The following is a 24,567-nucleotide window of genomic DNA, read 5'->3' on the forward strand; positions in this document are numbered from 1 at the left end:
AAGGCATGTTCCGAGTGCGGTCAAGTACGCCGCTTGTCAGTACCGCCGCCCGACTGGTTCACTGGCGTGACACTTGTTCTCAGGCGCGCAGCGACGAAGGGAGGTGAGCCGGGTGAGCAGAGGGTCCGCATCATAAGAAAAGGGCTGCCGAAGCAGCCCTTGCACAGGGAGGATAGCGAGCCCAACCCGTGATGGGTTAATGGGCGTTGCGCTTCCTGCCCACCGGTTTTATCCCCACCAGCACGGCTCCCAGCAGGATGAAGATCACTCCCACCGCCTTGCCCGGCTCCAGCGGTTCGGCAAAGCTCGGTATGGTGACAGCCAGCAGGTAGACCAGCGCATAGCTGGTGCTGAGCAGGGGGTAGGCGATATTGAGCGGGGTGAAGTGCAGCGCCGCCAGCCAGCAGAGCAGCGACAGAGCATAGCAGCCCACTCCGGCTGTGATGACCAGCAGCGGCACCGGGTGAGCCAGCATGATATCGAGGCTGGCCTGCCAGGCTGGCAGCTGCATGACACCCCACTTCATGGCGAGCTGGGCCAGGGTCACCAGCAGTATGCTGCCCAGCACATAGAGATAGCCCTTGATCGCGGGCCTCCCCGTCACCGCAGGTTCTTTGCCAACCCCGGTATTGTCACCTTTCATAGCAAGCCTCCCAGCAAGAGGGCGCCAATGATGATGGCACCGGCCCCCAGCCAGTTGTGGTAGCTGATCTGCTCGTGAAAAAACAGCCGCGAGCCAATCAGCACCAGCACCAGATTGATGCTGAGCATGGGGTAAGCCATGCTCAGCGGCAGTCGTTGCAGCAGGTAGATCCAGAGCAGCATGCCGCTGCCGAGGGCCGCCACGCTGGCGATGAGCCAGGGTGAAAATAGCTTCTGCCAGTGGCTGCAGGGCTGGCGCTGCCAGCTGATGACCGCCTGTTTTTGCAGCATCTGGCCGCCGCAGGTCAGCAGGCACACCAGCAGAAGCAGCAGCATGTCCATCAGCGGGCCCCGTGGTAGACAAGCAGGGTCAGTCGGTGGCTCACTATCGTCTCGTCGGCCGGTGGCAGAGATCCCGTGCTGCCGTCTTTATCCGTTTTCAGCAACAGGGCCACCTGACCTTTTTTACGTGCCTCGGCCAGCCAGGCCGGGAAGTCGGCCCGGGTCACGTAGCGCTCCTTGGCATCCGGGTAACTCAAGCCGTAATGCACTTCCCCCTTGCTGTCGAATAGTTGGATCTCGCTGCGCCGGGTGCCCCAGGCGAGGGAGGAGGCCAGCCCCACATCGTTGGCCAGCAGGGCGCTGGAGTCCATCAGCACGGCCTGGTTGGCCTCGATGAAGCGCTCCGGCAGCTTGGAATCGATCAAGGATTGCGGCAATGCCCAGGGCAGACCCACCGCCAGCACCATGGGGCAGAGCGCGCTCAGGATCCAGCGGCGGCTGACATCCTTCAACTGTATGAAACCGAGCAGGGCCCAGCCGGCGAAGATGATCATGGCCACCGCCAGGGCGCCATTATCTTCGGTGCCATAGACGGCGTGGCTGGGGGAGAAGGCCAGCACGGCGAGGATACCCATGCACAGCAGGCCGAACAGGCCGTTCAACCAGGCGTTGAGCCTGAATGGCTGTGCTTTCCCCTCCTTGAGTTTGTCCATGGCGCTGGCGGCCAGCAGCATGGCCAGGGGAGCGAAGCAGGGCAGGATATAGGTGAGCAGCTTGCCCTTGGCAACGCTGAAGAACAGCAATGGCAGTACCACCCAGGCCAGCAGATAGAGGGTCTCCGGACTTATCTTGCGATCCTGCCAGCCCTTGCGCAGTGCGCCGGGCAGCAGGCCCAGCCAGGGCAGGGTGCCGAGCAGCCCCATGGGCAGGTAGTACCAGAACGGCGCCTTGTGCTGGGCGTTATCCGCCGCGAAGCGCTGTATGTGTTCGACCCAGAAGAAGTAGTGCCAGTAATCGGGCTCCCGCAGGTGTACGGCGATGGCCCAGGGGGCGGCCAGCAGGGCGGCACTCACCATCGCCAATGGGCCGAAGCGCAGCAGTTCGGGCAGGCGGCGCTGATAAATGACGTAGGGCACTATGACGATGACAGGCACCGCCAGGGCGATGAAGCCCTTGGTGAGAAAGCCCATGCCGCAGGCCAGGCCAAACAGCAGGTAGCCGGCGACCCGGGTTCGCAGCGGACTCTCCTGCCGGATGAGATAGAAGCTGACCATGGCCGCGTTGAGCCAGAGGGTGACCATGGCATCGAGCACGCTGTAGGTGCCTATGCCATAGACGATCAACAGTGACAGATAGATGAGCCCGGCAAGGAAGGCCTTGCGCCGGCATTGCCAAAGCTGCAGCGCAAACCAGACGATCAGCAGGGCGCTCAGGCCTGTGGCGGCGGCCGAGGCGAAGCGCACGGCGAAGTTGGTGTCACCAAACAGCTGCTGGCTGATGCTGTTGAACCAGTAACCGGCGATGGGCTTCTCGAAATAGCGCAAGCCCAGGAAGTGGGGCACGACCCAATCCCCCGTGCTCACCATCTCCCGGCTTATCTCGGCGTAACGGTTCTCGTCGGGGCTCCAAAGCGGCCGCTGGTCGAGGGGCAGCAGGTAAAACAAGAGAAAGAACAGGGGCAGGGCCCACTTGGTCAACTTCATGACATCCTCTGTAGCATTGTGTGGTGAGCGCAATGGCGCATCATGACGTCCGCGATGTGAGTAAGGGTCTAGACATCGGCCTTGCAGCCAAGCCATCCCTCTCGCCCCGGCAGGGTGCCGCGCACCAGCCGTCCGGCATCCAATTGAGCGGGTTCAGGGGGTAACAGACTTCCCAGCGGGACAAAGCGGATGCCGCGAGCGCTAGCCTCGGCCAGCAGCGCATCGAACTGATCCGCCATGACGATCCCTTCCACCTCGGCGTGAATGGTGTAGACGTGAGGAGCCACCTGCGGCGGGGTGCAGAGCCTGTCCAGCATGAAGGCGTTGAACTGCGCCGTTGTCACCTTTGTGCCGACCACCTCGTCGAAGGTGGGCAGGTTGACCGGGATCTGCGGCGTACCCGGTCGGCCATCTTGCAGCAGGGGTCGAAACAGGCCGCTGCCACGGCAATCGCTGTTGTAGCGAAAGCCGAACGCCTCCTTGGCCTGGGTGGTGAGCGGATCTGCCCGCCAGCCGGCGGCGGCGGAGCAATCCACCTCCCGCCCCAGGATCTGGTTGAGGGCATCCACCCCCAGCCTTGTCTGGTGAATAAGCGTTGCTTCATTCCAGCGGCCCGTATTGGCCTGCCAGCCGTGGTGATCCCAGGCATGCAGGCCCACCTCATGGCGGGCGCTGTCGGTATCGCGCATCAGGGAGCCCAGCTGCTTGCCGATGGACTTGCCGGGCCAGGCGGTGCCGGCCAGCAGAATATCCAGCCCATAGAGGGATGCCGCGTTGGAGCGCAGCATCTTGAGCAGGAAGCGGGGTTTGAGCAGGCGCCACAGGTGGCGCCCCATGTTGTCGGGGCCCACGGAGAAGAAGAAGCTGGCCTTGATCTGATGCCGGTCGAGGGTTTGCAGCAAGCGGGGAACCCCGTCACGGGTCCCCCTGAAGGTATCAACGTCGATCCGCAGACCCACATCAATCATGCTCGACTCCCGTGCTGACCGCCCCTTGCAGGAAGAAGTCCAGGGTCTTGCCGATGGTCTCTTCCATTTCGATGGTCGGTTCCCAGTTGAGCAGGCGACGGGCATTCTTGATGCTGGGACGGCGGTGGGAAACATCCTGATAGCCGTCACCGTAGAAGGACTTGCTCTCCACTCGCTTGAAACCGGCAAACGGCGGGAAGTGGTGGCGCAGCGGGTGAGCCTCGAACTTGCCGAGCAGCACTTCGGCCATCTGGAGGATGCTGGCCTCGTTGTCCGGGCTGCCGATGTTGATGATCTGGCCATCACAGCGGTTGCCCTTGTTCTCTATGATGCGGAACAGGGCCTCGATGCCGTCCTCTATGTCGGTGAAGCAGCGCTTCTGGGCGCCGCCATCCACCAGCTGGATCGGGGTGCCGTCCACCAGATTCAGGATCAGCTGGGTGATGGCGCGGGAGCTGCCGATGCGGGCTGAGTCCAGGCTATCCAGCCGCGGTCCCATCCAGTTGAAGGGGCGGAACAGTGTGAAATTGAGCCCCTCTTTCTTGCCATAGGCCCAGATCACCCGATCCAGCAGCTGCTTGGAGACGGAGTAGATCCAGCGCTGCTTGTGGATGGGGCCGACGATGAGGCGGGACTCGTCTTCATCGAAGCTGTGATCGTCGCACATCCCGTACACCTCGGAGGTGGAGGGAAATATGATGCGCTTGTTGTACTTCACGCAGTAGCGGACGATCTTGAGGTTCTCTTCAAAATCGAGCTCGAACACGCGCAGCGGGTTGCGGGTGTATTCGATGGGGGTGGCGATGGCCACCAGCGGCAGGATCACGTCGCACTTCTTGATGTGATACTCGATCCACTCTGTGTGGATGCTGATGTCCCCTTCCACGAAATGGAAATGGGGGTGGTCGATGAAGCGTCCGAGCGCGCTGGCGCTGATATCCAGCCCATAGACCTCGTAACGGCCATCCTTGAGCAGACGCTCGGTCAGGTGGTTGCCGATGAAGCCGTTGACCCCGAGGATCAGCACCCGGGTCAATCGCTCCTTGCGCAGGGCACTGCTGGCTTTGGCGCCGAGCCGCATGCCTGCCACCAGGCCCAGTTCACGGGCGAGCTGGGCACCGCGCACATAGAGTCCCCCTTCCGCCTGACCGGCCACGATTTCCAGTACCCCTTCACCGCAGGCAATGCGCAGCGGATCCTGGCTGAGGATGGTGCCGGGCAGCATGTCGCTATCCTGGGCTATGTGGGTTGCCTTCCACACCGTCAGCTTGCGATCACCGGCGAAGCTGAAGGCGCCCGGATAGGGCTGGGTGACGGCGCGCACCAGGTTGTAGAGATCCCTGGCGGATTTATCCCAGTGCAGCTCGCCATCGGCCGGGGTGCGGCGACCATAGTAGCTGGCTCTGGACTCATCCTGCGGGGTGAGGCTGATGTCGCCCGTCCGCAGCTTGGGCAGTTCGGCGTCCAGCAAGGCTTTGGCGGCGAGGCGCACCTTGCCGTGCAGGGTCAGCGCAGTGTCGGCCTCCTTGATGGCGACGGCCTGCTGGGCGACGATGGCGCCGGCATCGGGCCGCATCGTCATCTGGTGCAGTGTGATACCTGTTTGCTGTTCACCATTGACCAGACACCAGTTGATGGGGGCACGGCCGCGATAGGCAGGCAACAGGGAGCCATGGAGGTTGAAGGCGCCGGCGGAGGGGATATCCAGGATCTCCTGCTTGAGCATGTGGCGGTAATAAAAAGAGAAGAGAGCCTGGGGCGCCAACCCCTTGATGTGCTCGACCCAGAGCGGATGGTTGACATCTTCGGGGGAGTAGACCGGCAGACCGTGTTCGGCACAGAGCTGGGCCACGGAGCCGAAGAAGCGGTTCTCGCCCGGGTCGTCGGCATGGGTGAAGACGGCCTGGATCTTGTAACCTGCCTCGAGCAGGGCCTCGATACCGGTGCAGCCGATATCATGATAAGCAAAGACGACAGCTTTCATTGTTCAGTTTCCTGTTGCGAAGGGGTGGCGGTGCGCACTATCTGATGGATGAAGTAACGGGGGCGGGCACGCACATCTGTGTACATGCGGCCTATGTATTCCCCCAGCAGCCCCATGCCCAGCAGTTGCACGCCGACGAAGGTGAAGAGAATGGCAAAGAGGGTGAAGACACCATCGGCGGCCCAGTCGGCACCCATGACGAGGCGCATCAGGACCAGCAGTATGGAGAAGGTGAAGCCGAGTCCCGCCACCAGGCTGCCGACGATGCTGAGCAGGCGCAACGGTGTGGTGGTCATGCAGGTGACCAGGTCATACATCAGATTGATGAGGTGCATCAGGCCGTATTTGGATTCGCCATGAGCCCGCTCGGCATGGCCGACTTCCAGCTCTATGGTGCGCCGGGCGAAGCTGTTGGCCAGGATGGGGATGAAGGTACTGCGTTCCTGGCAGCAGAGCATGGCGTCTATGATGTGGCGGCGGTAGGCCCGCAGCATGCAGCCGTAGTCGCTCATGTGGACGCCGGTCGCCTTTTGCACCGACTTGTTGATGAGTCGGGAGGCCGTCTTGCGAAACCAGGAGTCCTGGCGGTTGCGGCGCACTGTGCCCACCACGTCATAGCCCTGCATGGCGGCCTCCACCAGACGGGGGATCTCCTCCGGCGGGTTCTGCAGGTCCGCATCCAGGGTGATCACCAGGTCTCCCTTGGCGGTTTCGAAGCCGGCCATGATGGCGGCATGCTGGCCATAGTTGCGATTGAGCAACACGCCGACCAGCTTGCTGTCACTGTTGGCGGCGGCCTCGCTGATGATCTCGGTGGAGCCGTCGTGGCTGCCGTCGTCGATCAGGATCACCTCGTAATCCTGGGGCAGGAGCTCACAGGCGGCGGTGACCCGGCTCAGCAGCACGGGCAGACTGGCCTCCTCGTTGTAAACGGGGATGATCACCGAAACCAGCTTGATATCTGTGTTGTTCACGTGTCGTTACTCCAATATGTCGGTGAGTGCCGCGACCACACGGTCAACGTCGGCCAGCGTCATGTCCGGGAAGAGTGGCAGTGTGCACAGGCGCGATGAGTTCCACTCGGTATGAGGCAGGCTGAGGGCGGGGTAGCGCTCGCGGTAATATTTCTGGGTATGGGCGGCGCGAAAGTGCAGGCCGGTGCCGATGCCGCGCTCCTGCAGCGCCTGCATCAGTTGATCCCTGTCGAGACCGCAGCGCTCGGGGTCGACCCGCACCATGAAGAGGTGCCAGGCGTGCAGATGGGGATAGGTTGGGATGGCGAGTGGCGCCAGCGGCAGCCCTGCCAGATTTTCCTGATAACGGGCGACCAGCCCGGCGCGCCTGGCATTGAGCTCGGGCAGGCGTGCCAGCTGGACCAGGGCGATGGCGGCGTTGATGTCGGTCAGGTTGTACTTGAAGCCCGGCGTTATTACCTCCGCCTGCGGTTTGCGGCCCAGCGTCATGCGATCGAAGGCATCCACCCCGAGACCATGAAACTTGAGCATGCGTACCTTGTCCGCCAGCGCCTTGTCATCGGTCACCAGCATGCCCCCTTCGGCGCAGGTCAGGTTCTTGATGGCATGGAAGGAGAAGATGGCGGTGCCGGTGGCGCCAATCCAGCGATCCCGATAGCGGGTGCCAATGGCATGGGCGGCGTCTTCGATGACGGGGATGTCGTATTGTCTGGCCAGCTTGAGAATAGGGTCCAGATCGACGGGGGCGCCGGCGTAGTGAACCGGAATGATGGCCTTGGTGTTGACTGTGATGAGCGGCGCGATAAGCTCTGCGCTGGTCATCAGTGTGTCTCTGTCCACGTCGACGAAAACGGGTTCGGCGCCGAGCAGTGTGATGAGGTTGATGGTGGACACCCAGGTCTGTGACGGGGTAATCACCTCATCCCCCGGGCCTATGCCCAGCGCCATCAGGGTGACGTGCATGCCAGCGGTGGCAGAGTTGAGCGCAACGGCATGCTGGCAGCCGTATGTGTCACAGAATTGCTGTTCCAGTTCGTGACTCTTCGGGCCCGTGGTGATCCATCCCGATTTCAGCACCTCACAGACAGCACTTATTTCGGCGTCGCCGATGGCTGGCTTCGAAAATGGCAGAAAGTCTTGCATAAGAGATCCAACAATGAATATTAATCAGTGCCCATCAGAACAGGCGGCCTTAAACATTAATTTCAACATAGCGTATATAAAATTGGCCCCGCAATGGCTCAGCAACAGCTGGTAACAATTCACTGTCAAAATCCATATAAAAGCGGGGTGGCAAGGGGGCAGAAACAGCTGGTAACAATTAAACGCTGCGACCATTTATAGGGGGGTGGTAAATATTTAAAATCCGAAAAATGCTCATTTTTCAACACTGCATCATCTCTGACATTCTGGTTGTATCAATATGAACATTACTGTATTTGGAAGTGGTTACGTGGGGCTGGTGTTGGCCACTGTACTGGCCGATATTGGTCATCAGGTTATCTGTGTCGATGTCGATGAACAGAAGGTGGCTGACTTGATGGCTGGTCAGGTTCCCATCTATGAACCCGGATTGGAGGCGCTGCTCCAGCGCAATATCAAGAGTGGTGCCCTGGTATGTACCACGGATGCAATCCTGGCCGTCAAGCACGGTGAGGTGCAGTTTTTGGCGGTGGGCACCCCGCCGGGAGAAGATGGCTCTGCCGATCTTTGCCACGTGCTGGAGGTGGCTGACACCATAGCTCGTCATCGTGATGAGCCCGTCATCATAGTCAACAAGTCGACCGTACCGGTGGGCACAGCCGACAAGGTGACAGCCAGGGTGAAGCTGGTTCAGCAGCAACTGGACAAGTCGTTTGCCTTCGATGTGGTTTCCAACCCCGAATTTCTGAAGGAGGGCTCCGCCATCCAGGACTGTCTGCGGCCGGATCGCATCGTGGTCGGCACTCGCAACGAGGCGTCCCGCCAGCTGATGCGCGAGCTTTACGAGCCGTTCAATCGCAACCATGACCGCATCCTGTTCATGGATGTGCGCAGTGCCGAGCTGACCAAGTACGCCGCCAACTGCATGCTGGCCACCAAGATAAGTTTCATCAACGAGATGGCTGGCCTGGCCGAGCGGGTCGGGGCCGACATCGAGATGGTGCGTCAGGGGATAGGGTCGGATCAGCGCATCGGTTATCAGTTCATCTACCCTGGCTGTGGCTACGGCGGCTCCTGTTTCCCCAAGGATGTCAAAGCCTTGCTGGCAACAGCCCAGGAACTGCAATATGACATGCCGCTGATCCGGGCGGTGGAGCGCATCAACGAGCAGCAAAAATCGCGACTCTACGAGATACTGTCAGACTTCTTCAGCGCCCAGGGGGAATCCCTGGCGGGCAAGACGATCGCTCTGTGGGGGCTGGCATTCAAACCCAATACCGACGACATGCGCGAGGCCCCGAGTCGTGCCCTGATGGAGGCCCTCTGGCGTGCTGGCGCCACAGTGCAGGCCTATGATCCGGAAGCCATGCAGGAGACCCAGCAGCTCTATGGCTATTGTGACAACCTGAGGCTGATGGGGACCAAGGAGGCCGCCGTGTTTGGGGCCGATGCCCTGGTGATCTGCACCGAGTGGAACCATTTCAAAGCACCCAATTTTGCCACCATCAAGCAGGCATTGAAGCAACCGCTGATCGTGGATGGCCGGAACCTGTTTGATCCGGGTCGCATGCGGGATCATGGCTTTCATTACTATGGTATTGGGCGGGGCGAGTCGGTAAATAGATAATGGAGGCGGGCGTTGAATGAAAATTTATCGCTCATCTCACCCATGTCTTTTTACCAACCAGCAGAGTCGGTTTTACCGTCAAAAATAAACAGAGACGCACCTTGAGCTGACCTGGCTGAATAACGCTATGAGCGTGAAATTCTATGAGGTGATGGCATGCTCACATCTTGTAAATAGGGTGGTGTGAGCGCCTTCTTTATACTCATGTAATTGCTATGGATTATCCCCTGACCGGAAAATATGGGGGCAGGTTTATCCCGGGATGACCGGTATCTTATTTATCTGTTTTTCATCAGTGCGAATTTATTTATTCGGAAGGTGTGGTTCGCTTAATTATATGCTTATAAAGGTACCCATACTTGCCCCAAATGGCCTGTCGATGATTCGGCGGGCCATTTTTATGTCCGGTATAAAGGCCTGACCCCGGGCGGGAACTGTCAGGTTTGTTGCGCCATCATGCCAGTTGCGCTGGCAAGGCCCAGATTGGGATGGCAATCACCTGGCTATTCCGGTATATCGTCCATCGGTGCGCTGCTGAAGGTCGCTTTTGACACTATGTTGATGCTCTCGTGCAGCTCGCTGTAGACGATCACGGCCAGGCCTTGTTGCAACTGTTGTCTGACATCGTCGACCTTGTCAGCCAGACTGACATCATGCTCACCGTACTCGGTGCCTTCCCGCAGGACGAAGTGCTCGAGCAGGCTGTTGAGGGTATCGGAGTCCAAGTCTTGCCAGGGAATGATCATTTAAAGGTCTCAAAGTATAAAGAGGTAATCGTCAGGCTATTGTTGTGTTGAATCCCGTCAGTGCAACCTTTTTATTGTCTTTGGAGTCCATGCATGCTGTCTGCTGCACAACTGAGTACACCGCCAACGCTGGTTGCCCACCTTGATCAGGCGCGCCGTCAAGCGATTTGGCGCGGTATGGTGTGGTTCTGGTTGTTGAACTGGGTGACCATTCTGTTTCTGTGGATCCGTTATGAAGTATATCGTCAAGCGGGTCTTACCATTGAGGATGCACTCCCGTGGCGCTTCCAGAATGAAGTGGCCTTGTTCATTGTTGTCTTGCTACTGCTGCCTGTTGTTTCTCTGTTCTGTGATTGTCTCAATGACAGGGCCTGGTTGCGGGCCGCCTCTCTGGTCACTCTTGGCTGGGGTTGTGTGTGGGCTGTTCATCTTTATACATTGGGGCAGGTCGAGCTGCGAGGCGGCCTCAGTTTTTCAAATGGCATCATGCGGCTCAATCTGTTAGCTGCGATGATCGCTTTCTATCCTTCGTGGAAGGTATTTTACGGATACGTGTTCGGCTCATTGCTGTTAGGGATATGGAATGAGATTTACCTGCGGGTTGATTTTCCGCTGTTATACATGCTGGGATTAGGTTGTGGTCTAGTGGTATTGGAGGTTGGCCGCCGGATGCTGCACCGCTGGTTTGAGCTGGCGATCGTGCGGGAGCATGAAAATCTGACGCTGCTGCAGCAACTTGATCTGCTCGCCAAACAAGATCCCTTGACCGGTGTTGCCAACCGACGGCATTTCAATATCGAGTTGGAGCGGGCGCTGGCCGATAGCCTAAAAAGTGGCGCTCCTCTTTCGCTCATCCTGATCGACGTGGACTATTTCAAGCGCTTCAATGATCACTACGGCCACCTGATGGGGGATATTTGTCTCAAGGAGGTGGCACAAGCGCTCAACCGTGCGATACGCACTCCATCTGATTTGGTGGCTCGTTATGGCGGGGAAGAGTTTGTGCTGCTGCTGCCCAATGCAGATCGTCAGATGGCGGCAAGCGTTGCACAGCGGCTGCAAGATGGCTTGGCGAGCTTGCAGCTGGAACATCTGGCTTCCGATGTTGCCGCCTGGGTGACTGTGAGTCAGGGGATTGCCGGCACAGTATCCGGCGAAGGGGCGAACCAGCTGTTGGAACGTGCCGATCAGGCGCTCTATCGGGCCAAAGAGAGGGGGCGCAATCAGTTCTGTGTCGCAGAGTGACTCTGTTTGGCAATCCAACGACTGATCCGTTCATCCAGCCAGAAGCGGGGCCGCCAAGGCGTGCCGTGCAGGAAGCCCACATGGCCTCCCCGCCGGCTCAACTCGTAACGCACCATGGGTGAGAGTTGCTCCGGCCGCGGGATCACGGCATCCGTCATGAAGGGATCGTCGGCGGCGTGGATCACCAGGGTAGGAATGGGAATGCGTGCCAGTAGCCCCAGACCCGAGCAGCTCTGGTAATAGTGGTCCGCACTGGCAAAGCCGTGCAGGGGAGCCGTGACCTGCTCGTCGAAGTCGCGCAGGGTAGCAATCGCTTGTACTTGCTGGGGTTGCCAGCGTTTGCCCGCCTCGGCCTGGCGACGGATCTTGCTTTGCAGGTTATGGCGCATGGTGCGCAGCAGATAGTTTTGGTACACCCGCGAGAATCCCTGATTGACCCGATCGGCGCAGCTGTCGAGCTGTAGCGGTGCCGAGATCACCACGGCTGCCTTCAATTCCTTCGGGCAGGCCCGCGCCAGCAGATTGACCAGCATGTTGCCCCCCAGTGAATAGCCGATGGCGATCATCGGCTTGCCGAGAAAACGCCGCCCCAGCTCGGCGATCAGCGCCTGTGCATCCTCGATGGCACCGGAGTGATAGGCTTGCAGCAGGCGGTTGGGCTCGCCGCTACAGCCGCGAAAATGCATCAGTACCGCCTCGTCCCCCTGGCGCTGCAGATGGGCAAACAACCCTTTGGCATAGTGGGAGTGAATGCTCCCCTCCAGGCCGTGAAACAGCACTATCAGTGGCCGCTCCCCCTGGCTGATGTCACCGCTCCAGGCGAGATCGACGAAGTCCCCGTCTGCCAGTTCAAAACGTTCTGGCACGAAACGGGCGGGGGCTCGTCGCAGCCACTTTGGCAATATGGTTTGCAGATGGGGATTGCGCGCCCACCATGGGGCATGGAAGTGACTCTCTATGAGCATGATGGGGATCCGAAGCAGGTATCAGGGCAATGAAAAGCACGGCGAGAAGGGACGCTTCTCGCCGATTTTGGTCAGGCCAGCAGGCTGTCGTGGTGCTCGGCACCGCGCAACATGGCCTGGACCATTTCGTTGGCCTCAAACTTGGTCAGCGCCTCGTGGGCACCCACCTGATGGGCCCGCTCCACGCTGATCTCGCTGGAGAGCGAGGTGTGCAGGATGATGTAGGCACCCGCCAGCGTCGCGTCGCTCTGTACCTCGAAGGCCAGTTCATAGCCGTCGAGTCCCGGCATCTCTATGTCGCTCACCAGTATGTCGATGGGAGTCTTCTGGCTGGCGCGAGCCTGCATCAGTGCAAGTGCATCCTTGCCGTTGGTGCAGACTTCGTAGGGAATATTGATGTAGTCGAGGGCGGCCATCAGCTGGCGGCGGGCGACGGAGGAGTCATCCACCAGCAGGATCCGCATCGGCTTGATCCGCTCCCGCTGCACATCGGTCAGCACCGGATAGAGGTGGCTGGGGTCGTCCGGGTAGACCCGTGACAGTATCAGTTCCACATCCAGCAACTGGATCAGCTGGTCGTTGACCCGGGTCACCCCGGTCACGAACACGTTATGGCCGAGAGCCGCGGGAGGGGACTCGATATCGCGCCAGTTGCACTCGGTGATCTTGTCGATGCCGCGCACCAGAAAGCCCACCAGGGTGCGGCGACAGTCGGTGATGATGATGAAGCAGCTCGGCATCTCCTCCTTGCTGATAGGGCGATAACCCACCGCCATGGCCATGTCGATCACCGGGATTGTGGTGCCCCGCATGCTGGCGGCGCCGAGCACGGTCGGGTGCGAGTGTGGCATGGCCGTGAGCTGGGTGTAAGGCACTATCTCCTTCACCTTGAGGGTGCCGATGGCAAAGGATTGTTTGGCCGAGAGATGAAACAGCAACATGCCCTGGGATTGGTTGGCCTTGCTTTTCATGGCAGATGTCCTGTGAGTCAAAACGGTATCAGTCAATTCAGGCCCCTAGCATAAAGGATTATAGGCGAAATGGCCCTCCCGTTATTAGCGACCGCGCGCCGTAAAACTGGACTCATTTCACCCATTTATTCACCTTCCTGACCCTATGGCGTGTCTGTGCGGGTCATGGCAATCAGGGGAGATCAGGCGGGTACTTGCTGGTCCAGGCTGGCGCCAAGCCAGTGCTGACACGCTTGGGCGAGAGCCTCTTCGTCCCGGTAGCCGAGCTTGGCTATCACCTGTTCCCGTTTGCTGCCGCTTTTGAGCAGGCGCACAGCTTGCAGCAGCTGCCACTGGGCGCTCAGGGCATCGGCCGCGATACCCTGATCTGTCATGCCTCGATGGGAGAGGCACGCCTGCCAGGCGGCGTCACTGCCCGTTTGCTGGCCTGCCAGTGCCCGCCAGGCGCCTTGCAGCATCTGGTCACCATGTTGCGCGAGCGGGCAGGCCTGCAGCTCGTCGAGCATCACCTGCAGGCGATAACCATAGGCCCCTTGCCAGTCGCGTGGGCGTTGCCACTGAGTCAGGCTGTCGAACAGGGCATCAAGTAGCGGTGTCGGGTGCAACCAGCCTGCCTGTGCAGGTTGGGCAACCCGCGGGGAACAAGTCAGCAAATCATAATGGCAGCCTGCCAGCGGGCTGAAGGCGGCGAGGGCATCGGCGCAGAGCCAGAAACTGTTGCCCGCTGTCAGCAGCAATTCATGCTGGCCAAGTCGCAGCAGCGCCCCGCCCCAGGTTATTCGCAGCAACTGGCCCAGTGGCGCGCGTTTGCGGCCGCCAACCTGCAGGTGAGGGGAGGAAAAATGCTGACATTCGATGGCGTGATGCATGTAAAAACCCTGATATGATGCTGCCTGGAGGTAACAAAAATGGAAACCAGACGTAAAAAACGCTTCATTGCCGGCGCTGTGTGCCCAGCATGTGGCAAAATGGACACCATGATGCTGTATATGGAGCATGGAGTCGAGAAGGTGACCTGTGTCGACTGCGGGGATACCCAGGTGCAGACTCAGGCCGAGGTGGACAAGCTAACCCGTGAGACCGAACAGGTCATAGGGGTGTTTCGTCCCGAGTGAGGTCATCAGCAGTACCAGAAAGGGGCGTAAGTCAGGCTCATCCCGTTTCGCAGTGATGACTTTTTCATCATGACGGAGGGGCCCCGACCATATGCTTGGCCACCTTTTTGAGGTATTCTGAGCCCGTTTTTTTCTATCCGCAGGATCCCTGACATGAAAGTAGCTCCCCTGAGCGTGGTTACGCTGGAATACACAGTCACTGACGAACATGGTGAAGTCATCGACACCACTGTCGGTAAAGAGCCTCTGGTGTATCTGCACGGTACCCGTTATCTGGTCTCCGGCCTCGAAGCCGAGCTGGAAGGCCGTAGCGTGGGCGAGGCGTTCGACCTTACTCTGGCACCGAGCCAGGCCTATGGCGAATACGACGAAACCCTGGTGCAAGAAGTACCTGGCGAGTTGTTTGACGGCATGGAAGTGTCTGAAGGGGATACTTTTGTGGCCGAGACTGACGATGGTCACCGCCCGGTGACCGTTATCGAAGTGTCCGAAGCGTTCGTCAAGGTAGATGGTAACCATCCGCTGGCTGGTGTGACCCTGGGCTTCAAGGTCGAGATCAAGGACGTCCGTGCCGCCACTGCCGAAGAGCTGGCTCACGGCCACGTTCACGGTGCCGGTGGTTGCGGTCACGACCATGACCACGATCACGGCCATGAGCACGGTGGTTGCTGCGGTGGTGGCCATGGTCACGATCACGGTCATGACCATGGCGATGAGCAGGGTCATGGCGGTTGCTGCGGTGGCGGCGGCTGCGGTGGCAAGGGTCACCAGCACTGATCTCTGCCCCGGGCCTGACCCGATAAAAAAACCCGCGTTTATCGCGGGTTTTTTTATGGTGCCGAGACAACCGCTCAGTAGTGCGGGGGCGGCGTCTCTTCGGCCATGCTGGCAATCTGGCTAGGTTGTACGCTTTGCAGTTTATCTACCAGCAGCTGGATCTGGTGCTTGAGTCGATCCAGCTCACGGCCCTGGGTGGTGACCTCGTCGTTGAGCTGTTCCACCGTGTATTCGGCGAAAGCGAGACGGCTTTCCAGGGTTTCGATGCGATCGTTAAGTTGCTGACTCATGGGCCTTTAGGTCCTTACTTGATAGTCCAGATTTCGGCCAGACCACTGGAGCTGGCGCTGACAAGGTGGCTATTGTCGCGCAAAGCCACGCCGTAGACCACTGCACTCGGCGGTTTCACCTTGGGATGGGGCGAGACGCGCCAGCTTTGCAGCTGGGTGCCATCGCTCACCTGCCACAGGGAGAGCTGGCGGGAGGGGGCGCCCGTGATGAGCCATTTGCCGTCGTTGGCGAAGCGGGCACTGGTGTAGACCTCGAAGCGATGCGCGAACTGCAAGCGGCTCACCTCCTTGCCTGTCTTGAGATCCCAGATGCTGGCCTGACGGCTGTCGGCGGTGAAGGCGAAACGGCCCTGGGGATCGAGCCTTGCCATTACCACCCGACCGGCGTGGTTGAAACGCCATACCACCTGACCTGAGCGGGTATCCCACAAATAGGCGCTGTAGTCGTTGCCGCCGGTGAGGGCGTAGCGACCATTGGCGGAGAGATCCACCGTATTGACCTGCTCTGTGTGGCCGAGAAATTGCAGTCGGCGGCCGCTCTGGGTGTCGACCACCTCCGCCTTGCCATCTTCACGCCCGATCAACACCTGGCGGCCATTGGCCGACAGCGCTATGTCCCTCAGTTTGGATTCAGGTAGCGAGTAGTAGCCCTGGGACTGGCCATCTTGCAGGCGCCAGATGGCGAAGGTATCCAGGGTAGCGGTCACCGCATGACTGTTGTCTGCCGAGAAACGGGTCACTATGGGGACATTGTCCGGATTGTCGGACTGACGCCAGCGCCAGCGCTCCTTGCCCTGCTCCAGGTCCCACACGACTGTGCCCTGGTCCAGACTGGAGACGACGGCCTGTTTGCCGTCACTGGCAAGGTCCGCACTCAGCAGCCCCTGGCTGTCGAGGATGACTTGCTGGCCCGGTTGGGCGCTCCGCTCGCAACCGGTCAGTATCAGACAAATACCGATGAGATAAATGGCACTTTTTATCATTTTTCCTGTCTCATGCTTTCGTTACCTGCGATCACGGCGTTAGTATAAGGCGCTTATCACGATAAACCTCTCATTTCACGAAGGAACCGAGAGCGGTATTTAGAGTTTTGGAGAAACTGATGAACAATTTTCTGAAGGTGTCCCTGTTGGCTGCGGCGGTTGCCGTGAGTCTGACTGCTTGCCAAAAAGATGAGAAGCCGGCTGCGAACAACGCAGAGGTCAAGGCAGAAGCCAGCAAGCCGGCAGAGGCCCCCAAGGCTGATGCCAAGAGCTTTGAAGAGCAATCCGGCTATGCAATTGGCCTCTCCATGGGTCGTTATATCGCCAATACCCTGGAACGTCAGCAGGAACTCGGCATCAAACTGGACAACAGCGTCATCCTCAAGGGTGTGACCGACGGTCTGGGTAAAGAAGCCAGCATGACTGACGAGGAGATCCAGAAGGTTCTGCAGCAATACGATGCCAAGATCAACGAGTTGACCAAGGCCAAGGCTGACAAGGATGCCGTGGATAACCAGAAGAAGGGTGAAGAGTACCTGACTGCCAACGCCAAGAAAGAAGGTGTGAAGAGCACCGAATCTGGTCTGCAGTATCTGGTCGAGAAGATGGGTGACGGCGCCAAGCCGAAAGCCACTGACATCGTCAAGGTTCACTATACCGGTACCCTGACCGACGGCACCAAGTTCGACAGCTCCGTCGATCGCGGTGAGCCGGCTACCTTCCCGCTCAACCAGGTTATCCCTGGCTGGACTGAAGGCGTGCAGCTGATGCCGGTCGGTTCCAAGTTCAAGTTCTTCCTGCCGTCCAAGCTGGCTTATGGCGAGCACGGTGCAGGTTCCATCCCGGCCAATGCCGTGCTGGTGTTCGATGTTGAGCTGCTGGCGATCGAGAAGCCGGCTGCTGATGGCGACAACGCCAAGAAGTAAGCGCCCATCGTTGAAAAAACGGCTCCTTAGGGAGCCGTTTTTACTTGTATCTCCCTGCGAATGGCGGGATAAAAGAGAGGCCGCGCCAGCTGTGGTAACATGGCGGGCAAGACCTGAAATAGACAACAAAATCAATCGCAAGGATGGCTCCCGTGGCTGAAAGCAAACCTCGAGTCCTGTTGGTGGAAGATACCCGCAGTCTGGCGGTGGTTTATGAACAGTATCTGGCCCAGGATGGCTATGAGGTGCTGTTGGCCGATTGTGGTCAGCAGGCGTTGGCGCAACTGCTGACCAGCCCGCCACCTGTGGTACTGCTCGACCTTGAACTGCCCGACATGTCCGGCATGGACATTTTGCAGCAGATCACCGAACAGCAGTTGCCCTGTTCAGTGGTGGTGATCACCGCTCACGGCTCGGTGGATGTGGCGGTGGAGGCGATGCGCCTCGGTGCCTTCGACTTTCTGACCAAACCGTTCGACGGCAAGCGGCTCTGTGCCACTGCCCGCAATGCCCTGAAACATCAGCAACTCAGTTCGCTGGTGGCCCAGTATCGGGAAAATTTCGAACGCAGCTCGTTCGCCGGCTTTATCGGTGCCTCCATGCCGATGCAGGCCGTCTATCGCATCATCGAGAGCGCGGCGCCGAGCAAGGCGACCGTCTTCATCACGGGGGAGAGCGGCACCGGCAAGGAGGTGTGCGCAGAGGCCATTCACCAGTGCAGCCCCCGCAGCGAGCAACCCTTCATAGCGCTCAATTGCGCCGCCATTCCCCATGACCTGATGGAGAGCGAGATCTTCGGTCACGTCAAAGGCTCCTTCACCGGCGCCCAGGGGGATCGCAAGGGGGCGGCCAGTCTGGCTGATGGCGGTACCCTGTTCCTGGACGAGATCTGCGAGATGGATCTCGACCTGCAGAGCAAGCTGCTGCGCTTCATCCAGACCGGCACCCTGCAACGGGTCGGCAGCGGCAAGCTGGAGACGGTGGATGTGCGCTTCGTCTGCGCCACCAACCGGGATCCGCTGGTGGAGGTGAAGGCGGGACGTTTTCGGGAGGATCTTTACTACCGCCTGCACGTGATCCCGCTGAGCCTGCCACCGCTGCGCGAGCGCGGCGAGGATATACTGCTGCTGGCGCGTAACCTGTTGCAGAGCTACGCAAAGGAAGAGAACAAGCGCTTCAAGGATTTCGATGTGGAGGCGGCGCGGGTGCTGCTCGATTACCCCTGGCCTGGCAACGTGCGCGAGTTGCAAAACGTGGTGCGCAACATAGTGGTGCTCAACGACAGAGAGCTGGTGAGTCCTGACATCTTGCCACCGCCGCTGAACGGCAGTCGGGGTAGCATGCTGGCCGCAACAGCGCCGCTGGCCGCGGCTGGCAGTGCCACCTTGCCTTCTTTCAACGCGCCGATACGCCCGCTCTGGCTGGTGGAAAAAGAGACCATAGAGCAGGCTATCGCCAGCTGTGACGGCAACATCCCCAAGGCAGCGGCACTGCTGGAGATCAGTCCCTCCACCATCTATCGCAAAAAGCAGGGCTGGGAAGAGACGAGCCTGGTCTGAAGCAGGTGTCGGGATGGCATCCGTCATCTTGGGCAGATGAGCTTGTGCGCAGGGCGGCCAACTGGCCGCCCTGCTGCTTTGTTAGAGGCTGTTTGCTAGAGCTTGGCCAGCTGCTTGAGTCTGGCCAGTCGCTCCGCCTCGTTGGCCTTGAACCAGCGATCCTGTGACAGCAGAAACCAGGCGCGGGAGAAGTATTCGGGCGCAGCCGGATCGTCCAGCACCAATGCATTTTCCCCCAGCTCCTCGAACAGATAGCCATCCTCCGGCTCTCCGGCCTCTGTCATTTCCAGCTGCAGCTGCTTCAGCTCGGCCAGCGCCTGCTCGTGCAACCCCTGTGCCCGGGTCAGTCGCGCCAGACTCCAGCGGGCGATGAAGGCCTTGGCCGTATTGTTATGTTGTTCGTGCCAGGCCAGACACTTTTGCTGGAATACTCTGGCTTCATCAAAGCGTCCCAGCTCGAACAGGGTCCAGCCCTGATTGTTGTAGAGGCTGGCGAGCCAACCGCGCACCTTTTCATCCTGACTGCGTTCCGCCAGCTCCATGGCCAGCTGATGCCAGCGGCTCTGCTCATCCAGTGGCGCGGCTATGGCTATCATGTGTGCGGCATCGATGGCCAGATAGCGCTCCTTGCTCTTGAGCCCCCATTGCCAGGCTTGTTCGAACAGGGTTCTGGCAGTGGCTTTGTCGCCGGCGGAGTTGAAGGTGCGGCCGCGCTCCAGCAGGGCGCGAAGGCGGGCTCGCGGGGTGGCATCGGTGAGGCGGGGTTCTATCTCGTCGAGCAGCTGGTGGGCTTCGGCAAACTGGCGCTGCAGGGAATGGGTACGGGCGATCTGGGTCAGCAACTCCAGCTCGAGTTGCAGGTCGGCAGCAGCACGCGCCTCGGGAAGAAGTGCATGAAAACGCAGGGCACTGGCGGCGGGATCCTGATAATTCCACTGCGCCATAAAATCGTGTGACTTGTCCATCTGGCCTCCTTGCCGGTGATATTGTCACCAATATGCCTACGGACCATTGTTTGTACAAGGGACGCCCGTCACAGAGCGCCCCTTGAGTCATGTCAACGCCAGCGGCCAGCCGATCAGTAAACCATGGCGAGGCTCATCAGCATCAGGCCGAGGGCGGCGAAGGCACCCTCCTTGATGGCAAGACGCGGCACCAGCGCCTTGGGCAGGGCCGGAAACAGGGTCAGGGCAAAGCCAAGCCCGGGCATCAGCCAGTGAAAGGCTGGGCTGCGCAGGGCGGGATCGGCGGCGCCGTTGATCACTATGAGCAGGATGAACAGAGTGAAGGCGGGCAGGATAAACCAGCGGGCACTGCCGGCGGCGACGGCCCGCAGCGGAGAGATGCGATAGAGCACCAGGGTCACGATAAACAGCACCAGGGGTGCCAGCAGATAGAAGGGGGCCGGGTTCATGGCAAGTCTCCAGACGACAAGAGGCGGGATTTAATCAGTCGGAAGGGAAGATGACCAGCATGCTGCCCCCAGCCTGTGAAGAGGATCCCAGGTAAAGGTTTGCGCGCTCAGTGCAACCCTAGCCAGGCAGCGGCAAAGCCAACCCAGCTCAGCAGCAACAGGATCCAGGGCAGGGGATGCTGGCGGGAGACCTCGACAAGCTCAATGTCGCCCTCCTCCTCATGTCCGACTTGCGGCTGCTGTTTTGCCTTGGTTTGCAACTTCTTCTGGCGACTGGCCTCGCGAGCCCGCGCCTTCATCTGCTTCTTGTATTCGTCTATGCCTTTCTGGATCCCCTGGGCGATCAGCTGGGTCTGTTCTTTGGTCTGTCCCGGTTTCTGGTTGGCGCGAGCAATTTTCTGCGCCTCTTGCTGGGTCTCGGGGGAAATCTTGTCGTACTTGGCCATCAAACATTCTCCTCGGCATCGATGGGCGGGGAGTATGCCATAAAAACGGCGCCCTCAGGCGCCGTTGCAATAGCGTGTGAGCCGGATCAGGGCTTGAAGTAGGTCACGGTCGCATAGGGCAGCGGATTGAGGGTGCCCAGGGACTCGGCGTACTCCATGAACATCTCGTTCTCACCGACGCCAGAGTCGACGTAGTCACCCTTGTTGGGCAGCTCTTCGCGCTTGAGCAGACCGCTGTAGCCATCCTTGCCGGAGGCGATATAGGTGTTGGCACCGACGCGGTACACCTTGTCATCGTCCAGCGGCTGCCACTGGCCGTTGGCGTCCAGCAGCTCCAGCTTGATGATGCGGGAACCCTTGGCCAGTTTGCCGTCATAGGTGTAGCTCAGGTGGCCGACGTAAGGGAAAGCACCGCTGGAGGCACCAATCCCGGTCTCGTGGCCGATGGAATAGTCAACGGCGTACTCCAGGGTGGCGCGCACGTCCTTGCCCTTGAGGTTGAAGGCGGCGATCTTGTTGCCAAACGGCAGCAAGGTGCCCATCACGTAACCGACGGAGAGCGGGCCCGCGTTCACATCGGCGCGCACACCACCGGCGTTCTGGATGGTGAAGTCCACCTTGGTATTGAGTTTGTTGAGCTTCCAGTAGAGGGATTCGGCTACCAGAGGATCGATCAGACCCGCGCCATCCGGGGTGGCCGGCACGCGCACATGGGGCAACTTGGTCGGCACCTCGGCGATGATCTTGGCCTCGAGCTCGGCCACGGCCGGTTTGTACTCTGTGTCGATCACATCGCGCATGGCGGTGTTCTCCGGCACTATCTCGATGACGGGTGACTTGGTAATGAAGTCGACCACATTGGTCTGCTCGCTGCCGCTCAGGGGCTCTTTCTTCTTGGCCACGTCCTTGGTGAAATCGTCGCCCGTCATCAGGGTATTGCGCCCCTCACACTTGGTGATCTGGCCTTCCTTGCTCAGGGAGACGTTGACCAGGCCATAGCCTTTGGCCCATTCACCGGCCTGCACGATACAGGTCTTGCCACCGTCCGGATTACTGACCAGCTGGGCATAGGTGTTGTCGTCGTCCGGATTCTGGTTGTGGGCCGTGTAGCCTATGGTGTTGATCTCGTTGATGTCACCGAGGAAGGTCTGGGAGTGACCGCCGACAATCAGGTCGATACCGTTGACCGCCTTGGCGACGGCCTGGTCATTTTGCAGACCGATATGAGTGACCATGATGATCTTGTTGGCGCCTTTTGACTTGAGGGTGTCGACCATTTTCTGGGCGGTTTCAATCATCGGCAGGAATTGGGTATCGGTATCCGGTGAAGAGATATCATGCATATTTTCCAGCACCAGCCCGAAAATACCCACGCTCTCGCCATTTATTTCTTTAATGACATATTCATGAATATTTTCACTGTCTTTCAGGGTGGCGCTACTGGATTTCACCATGTTGGAAGCCAATACAGGGAAATTCACCCGTGAGACGAAATCTTTAATGGCCTGATTGCCCAAATCAAATTCGTGGTTGCCCAGCACCATGGCATCGATACCCATGTCGGAGAGCAGGCGAGACTCCTCTTCCCCCTTGAACTGGGTGAAGTAGAGAGTGCCCTGGAAGGCATCACCACCGTTGAGCACCATAAAGTTGCGGCCTTCATTGGCGGCCTGGCTGCGCAGCTCGTCCAGCTTGAACTTCAGACGGGGATAGCCGCCCAGTTTGGCGTAGAATTTGAACAGCTCCTGGCCGGTGGGCTGGATGGCCAGCGCATTTTCGGTCGGGTCGAGGTGGGCGTGGGTATCATTGATATGGGCAATGGTCAGATCCAGCGGAATATGCTCCTTGCTGCTGTTTTCTGAATTGCAGGCGGTCAGCCCGAGCAGAGTAATAGAGACGGTGACGGCCAGTAACGTCTTCTTCATTGGTAATAATCCTCTTGTTGTTATTGTCCTGTATATCGTTCCTGTATGACAGGAGTGTGGCGATTCTAGGCAAAAAGCAGTAATTGGAAATAAAGAGAGCTGATTCCTTTGAGCTACTGCACATTAATAAAGCAAACAAACGTTTGCCAGATTGTTTAACGCCATTGCCACAGACTAATGACAAGTTTCACATTGTTGCATCGGCACCCGAGCGTCGCTGAGGGATCATGCCGCTTGATAGGGGTCTGTCTGCTCCGGCACCGGGGCGGGCAGCAGCCGCAGGAACTGGGCCGGGGTGAGCGGACGGCCATAGAGGTAGCCTTGCAGGTAGTTGACGTTGCGCTCTGTCAGGAAGTCAGCCTGCTCCTGGGTTTCGACCCCTTCGGCGACGGTTTCCAGTCCCAGCCGGGTGGCCAGACTGATGGTGCTGTCAAGAATATGACGAGAGAGGGCATTGGTGCCTATCATGGCGACGAAGCTCTGGTCGATCTTGAGGTAGTCCACGTGAAACTGTTGCAGATAGGTGAGGCTGGAGTGGCCTGTGCCAAAGTCGTCCAGACCTATCTTGACCCCCATCTGGCGCAGCTCGCCGAATAGCTGGTCGGTCAGTTGGCAGGGGGTGATCAGTTCCCGCTCGGTCAGCTCCAGCACCAGCGTGACCGGATTGCTGGCGAAGGCAGCCAGGAATCGGCGGCAGTCGTCGATCAGGCTCATCTCTTGGCAGTGCTGGGCACAGATGTTGAAACCGAAGTGAAAGCTGGGCGGCAGTTGCGCCACATGGGGGGCAAACTCCAGACGAACCTGCTGCATCAGGGTCTGGGTCATCAGTATGATGAGGCCGCTCTCCTCCGCCAGCGGGATGAAGAGATCCGGCCGGATCAACCCCTGACGATGGTGCTGCCAGCGCATCAGCACCTCGCAGCCATGGAGCTGACCGCTCTTGCTGTAAACGATGGGTTGCAGGTAGGGAATGAACTCCTGCTTGATGATGGCGCGCTTGAGCTCCTGGGTCGGGGTGGAGATATGGCTCCACCAGCGATAGGTGGCAAGGCCGGCCAGCCCGCCCAGAGTCAGGATCAAGATGATGACGGTGCTCTGCTTTTTCAGCGTGAGCAGCAACACGGCTTCCAGCGGGAATCCCTGATTGAGGCTGTAGCCGAATACCGTCGAACTGAGCGGGTAGTTGAACCCCCGAAAAACAGGGGCGATACCGTTGTGGATCCGGCCTTTGATATCGAGCCACTGCTCACCTATCTGCACCCAGCTGTTGGGCCCGCCAAGTCGCCATTGCAGCGGTTTGCTCAGGTGGTAGGGGTTGATGGCAACCACTACCCCATGATCGCCTTCGCTCAGGCGATAGAACAGCAGCGAGGGCTTGAGTCCGAGCCGGGTGACGGCTTTGAGCTTGAGCTGCTGGTGCTGGCCGTTTTGCAGCTCATCTTTCAGGTTGATCTCGTCGAAGATGGAAGAGCAGTAGAGGCGACCATGGCGTGAGAGGTTGACCGAGCGTACATAGGGGGAGGTGGCAACCAGTACTCTCAGCTCGCGGGCAACCTCGTGACAGGGGCGGCCCACCAGCGGCAGTGCGGCCCGGGCCGCCTGGGTAGAGTGGTAGAGGGCGCTGTCTATCTGCACCATGGCACGCTCGGCGGCATTTTGCGCCTGCTGGCGGGTCATGGACCAGGTCTGCCAATAGAGAGTGGCGAGGGAAACCAGGATCAGGGTTGCGCAGCACAGCAGGCTGGCCAGCAAACGAGGCATGTTGCCGCTACGCAGAAAAGAGAGAGCCATGAACCACGCCTCGGTGAACGGAAATTGAACAAAAAAAGGGCGGTCATACTACACAATCACGAACCATTCTCATAGCGACCATATTGAGGGG

The 24,567-nt window shown here is 59.3% G+C and carries 24 protein-coding genes; 6 read left to right on the forward strand and 18 right to left on the reverse strand.

Features of this window, described 5'->3' with window-relative positions; genetic code table 11:
- Nucleotides 1–196 precede the first annotated feature (196 nt).
- The 7 genes from arnF to arnB all read right to left on the reverse strand — a co-directional run bounded on the left by arnF (nucleotide 197) and on the right by arnB (nucleotide 7,696).
- Nucleotides 197–643 carry a 4-amino-4-deoxy-L-arabinose-phosphoundecaprenol flippase subunit ArnF gene (arnF, locus tag AACX78_RS06310; protein WP_159165688.1) on the reverse strand — a complete coding sequence of 149 codons (447 nt, stop codon included), beginning with the start codon at nucleotides 641–643 and terminating at the stop codon, nucleotides 197–199.
- The gene (locus AACX78_RS06315) at nucleotides 640–984 is read right to left on the reverse strand and encodes an EamA family transporter (protein WP_059113079.1); all 345 of its coding nucleotides are present in this window, start codon (nucleotides 982–984) and stop codon (nucleotides 640–642) included. Before AACX78_RS06315 ends, arnF begins: the two co-directional genes overlap by 4 nt.
- Entirely contained in the window at nucleotides 984–2,627 is a 1,644-nt protein-coding gene (gene arnT, locus AACX78_RS06320; protein ID WP_159165689.1) for a lipid IV(A) 4-amino-4-deoxy-L-arabinosyltransferase, read from the reverse strand. The genes AACX78_RS06315 and arnT overlap by 1 nt, the downstream gene beginning before the upstream one ends.
- 68 nt (nucleotides 2,628–2,695) lie before the next feature.
- Nucleotides 2,696–3,595 (reverse strand): 4-deoxy-4-formamido-L-arabinose-phosphoundecaprenol deformylase, encoded by a 900-nt coding sequence (arnD, locus tag AACX78_RS06325; protein WP_159165690.1) that lies wholly within the window; start codon nucleotides 3,593–3,595, stop codon nucleotides 2,696–2,698.
- A complete protein-coding gene (gene arnA, locus AACX78_RS06330; protein WP_159165691.1) occupies nucleotides 3,588–5,579 on the reverse strand; it encodes a bifunctional UDP-4-amino-4-deoxy-L-arabinose formyltransferase/UDP-glucuronic acid oxidase ArnA in 1,992 nt (663 codons plus the stop codon). The genes arnD and arnA overlap by 8 nt, the downstream gene beginning before the upstream one ends.
- On the reverse strand, nucleotides 5,576–6,553 hold the full coding sequence (gene arnC, locus AACX78_RS06335) for an undecaprenyl-phosphate 4-deoxy-4-formamido-L-arabinose transferase (RefSeq protein WP_017412056.1): 978 nt from the start codon (nucleotides 6,551–6,553) through the stop codon (nucleotides 5,576–5,578). Before arnC ends, arnA begins: the two co-directional genes overlap by 4 nt.
- A gap of 6 nt (nucleotides 6,554–6,559) precedes the next feature.
- Nucleotides 6,560–7,696, reverse strand: coding sequence for a UDP-4-amino-4-deoxy-L-arabinose aminotransferase (gene arnB, locus AACX78_RS06340; RefSeq protein ID WP_159165692.1), 1,137 nt, complete (start codon nucleotides 7,694–7,696; stop codon nucleotides 6,560–6,562).
- A gap of 280 nt (nucleotides 7,697–7,976) precedes the next feature.
- On the opposite strand from arnB, the gene AACX78_RS06345 reads away from it, so the two are divergent.
- The gene (locus tag AACX78_RS06345) at nucleotides 7,977–9,323 is read left to right on the forward strand and encodes a UDP-glucose dehydrogenase family protein (protein ID WP_159165693.1); all 1,347 of its coding nucleotides are present in this window, start codon (nucleotides 7,977–7,979) and stop codon (nucleotides 9,321–9,323) included.
- Nucleotides 9,324–9,826: 503 nt separating this feature from the next.
- Here AACX78_RS06345 and AACX78_RS06350 read toward each other — a convergent pair.
- Nucleotides 9,827–10,069: a YheU family protein gene (locus AACX78_RS06350; protein ID WP_159165694.1), complete on the reverse strand. Its 243-nt coding sequence runs from the start codon at nucleotides 10,067–10,069 to the stop codon at nucleotides 9,827–9,829.
- Between the two features lie 93 nt (nucleotides 10,070–10,162).
- Here AACX78_RS06350 and AACX78_RS06355 point away from each other — a divergent pair, with 93 nt between their 5' ends.
- Nucleotides 10,163–11,314 (forward strand): GGDEF domain-containing protein, encoded by a 1,152-nt coding sequence (locus AACX78_RS06355; RefSeq protein ID WP_159165695.1) that lies wholly within the window; start codon nucleotides 10,163–10,165, stop codon nucleotides 11,312–11,314.
- Here AACX78_RS06355 and AACX78_RS06360 read toward each other — a convergent pair.
- The 3 genes from AACX78_RS06360 to AACX78_RS06370 all read right to left on the reverse strand — a co-directional run bounded on the left by AACX78_RS06360 (nucleotide 11,293) and on the right by AACX78_RS06370 (nucleotide 14,119).
- Nucleotides 11,293–12,279: a hydrolase gene (locus AACX78_RS06360; RefSeq protein WP_159165696.1), complete on the reverse strand. Its 987-nt coding sequence runs from the start codon at nucleotides 12,277–12,279 to the stop codon at nucleotides 11,293–11,295. The genes AACX78_RS06355 and AACX78_RS06360 overlap by 22 nt on opposite strands.
- A 71-nt stretch (nucleotides 12,280–12,350) precedes the next feature.
- Nucleotides 12,351–13,250, reverse strand: coding sequence for a chemotaxis protein (locus tag AACX78_RS06365; RefSeq protein WP_005311791.1), 900 nt, complete (start codon nucleotides 13,248–13,250; stop codon nucleotides 12,351–12,353).
- A 182-nt stretch (nucleotides 13,251–13,432) separates the two neighbouring features.
- Nucleotides 13,433–14,119 (reverse strand): hypothetical protein, encoded by a 687-nt coding sequence (locus tag AACX78_RS06370; protein WP_159165697.1) that lies wholly within the window; start codon nucleotides 14,117–14,119, stop codon nucleotides 13,433–13,435.
- 39 nt (nucleotides 14,120–14,158) lie between these two features.
- On the opposite strand from AACX78_RS06370, the gene AACX78_RS06375 reads away from it, so the two are divergent.
- Both AACX78_RS06375 and slyD read left to right on the forward strand, forming a co-directional pair.
- Nucleotides 14,159–14,365 carry a YheV family putative zinc ribbon protein gene (locus AACX78_RS06375; RefSeq protein WP_034523471.1) on the forward strand — a complete coding sequence of 69 codons (207 nt, stop codon included), beginning with the start codon at nucleotides 14,159–14,161 and terminating at the stop codon, nucleotides 14,363–14,365.
- Nucleotides 14,366–14,518: 153 nt separating this feature from the next.
- Entirely contained in the window at nucleotides 14,519–15,142 is a 624-nt protein-coding gene (gene slyD / locus AACX78_RS06380) for a peptidylprolyl isomerase (RefSeq protein ID WP_155602803.1), read from the forward strand.
- A gap of 74 nt (nucleotides 15,143–15,216) precedes the next feature.
- Here the strand turns inward: slyD and AACX78_RS06385 are convergent, their stop codons facing one another.
- Together AACX78_RS06385 and AACX78_RS06390 are read right to left on the reverse strand one after the other, a co-directional pair.
- Complete coding sequence (locus AACX78_RS06385; RefSeq protein ID WP_005311800.1) at nucleotides 15,217–15,432, reverse strand: SlyX family protein; 216 nt, start codon at nucleotides 15,430–15,432, stop codon at nucleotides 15,217–15,219.
- A 14-nt stretch (nucleotides 15,433–15,446) separates the two neighbouring features.
- Nucleotides 15,447–16,415, reverse strand: coding sequence for a WD40 repeat domain-containing protein (locus AACX78_RS06390; RefSeq protein ID WP_099991706.1), 969 nt, complete (start codon nucleotides 16,413–16,415; stop codon nucleotides 15,447–15,449).
- Nucleotides 16,416–16,534: 119 nt separating this feature from the next.
- Between AACX78_RS06390 and fkpA the strand changes: the two genes are divergently transcribed.
- Complete coding sequence (gene fkpA / locus AACX78_RS06395; protein WP_011899028.1) at nucleotides 16,535–17,341, forward strand: FKBP-type peptidyl-prolyl cis-trans isomerase; 807 nt, start codon at nucleotides 16,535–16,537, stop codon at nucleotides 17,339–17,341.
- Between the two features lie 152 nt (nucleotides 17,342–17,493).
- Entirely contained in the window at nucleotides 17,494–18,900 is a 1,407-nt protein-coding gene (locus tag AACX78_RS06400) for a sigma-54-dependent transcriptional regulator (RefSeq protein ID WP_159165698.1), read from the forward strand.
- Between the two features lie 95 nt (nucleotides 18,901–18,995).
- Here AACX78_RS06400 and AACX78_RS06405 read toward each other — a convergent pair whose 3' ends face one another.
- The 5 genes from AACX78_RS06405 to AACX78_RS06425 all read right to left on the reverse strand — a co-directional run bounded on the left by AACX78_RS06405 (nucleotide 18,996) and on the right by AACX78_RS06425 (nucleotide 24,476).
- Entirely contained in the window at nucleotides 18,996–19,865 is an 870-nt protein-coding gene (locus AACX78_RS06405; RefSeq protein WP_159165699.1) for a tetratricopeptide repeat protein, read from the reverse strand.
- Between the two features lie 113 nt (nucleotides 19,866–19,978).
- A complete protein-coding gene (locus AACX78_RS06410; RefSeq protein ID WP_017412614.1) occupies nucleotides 19,979–20,314 on the reverse strand; it encodes a hypothetical protein in 336 nt (111 codons plus the stop codon).
- A 107-nt stretch (nucleotides 20,315–20,421) separates the two neighbouring features.
- Nucleotides 20,422–20,760, reverse strand: a complete 339-nt coding sequence (locus tag AACX78_RS06415) for a DUF2956 domain-containing protein (protein WP_159165700.1) — start codon at nucleotides 20,758–20,760, stop codon at nucleotides 20,422–20,424.
- An 86-nt stretch (nucleotides 20,761–20,846) separates the two neighbouring features.
- Entirely contained in the window at nucleotides 20,847–22,685 is a 1,839-nt protein-coding gene (locus AACX78_RS06420) for a bifunctional metallophosphatase/5'-nucleotidase (protein ID WP_159165701.1), read from the reverse strand.
- Between the two features lie 225 nt (nucleotides 22,686–22,910).
- On the reverse strand, nucleotides 22,911–24,476 hold the full coding sequence (locus AACX78_RS06425; RefSeq protein ID WP_159165702.1) for an EAL domain-containing protein: 1,566 nt from the start codon (nucleotides 24,474–24,476) through the stop codon (nucleotides 22,911–22,913).
- Between the last annotated feature and the right edge of the window lie 91 nt (nucleotides 24,477–24,567).

The sequence above is a fragment of the Aeromonas sp. 9A genome, assembly GCF_963900955.1.
Lineage (GTDB): Bacteria > Pseudomonadota > Gammaproteobacteria > Enterobacterales > Aeromonadaceae > Aeromonas > Aeromonas salmonicida.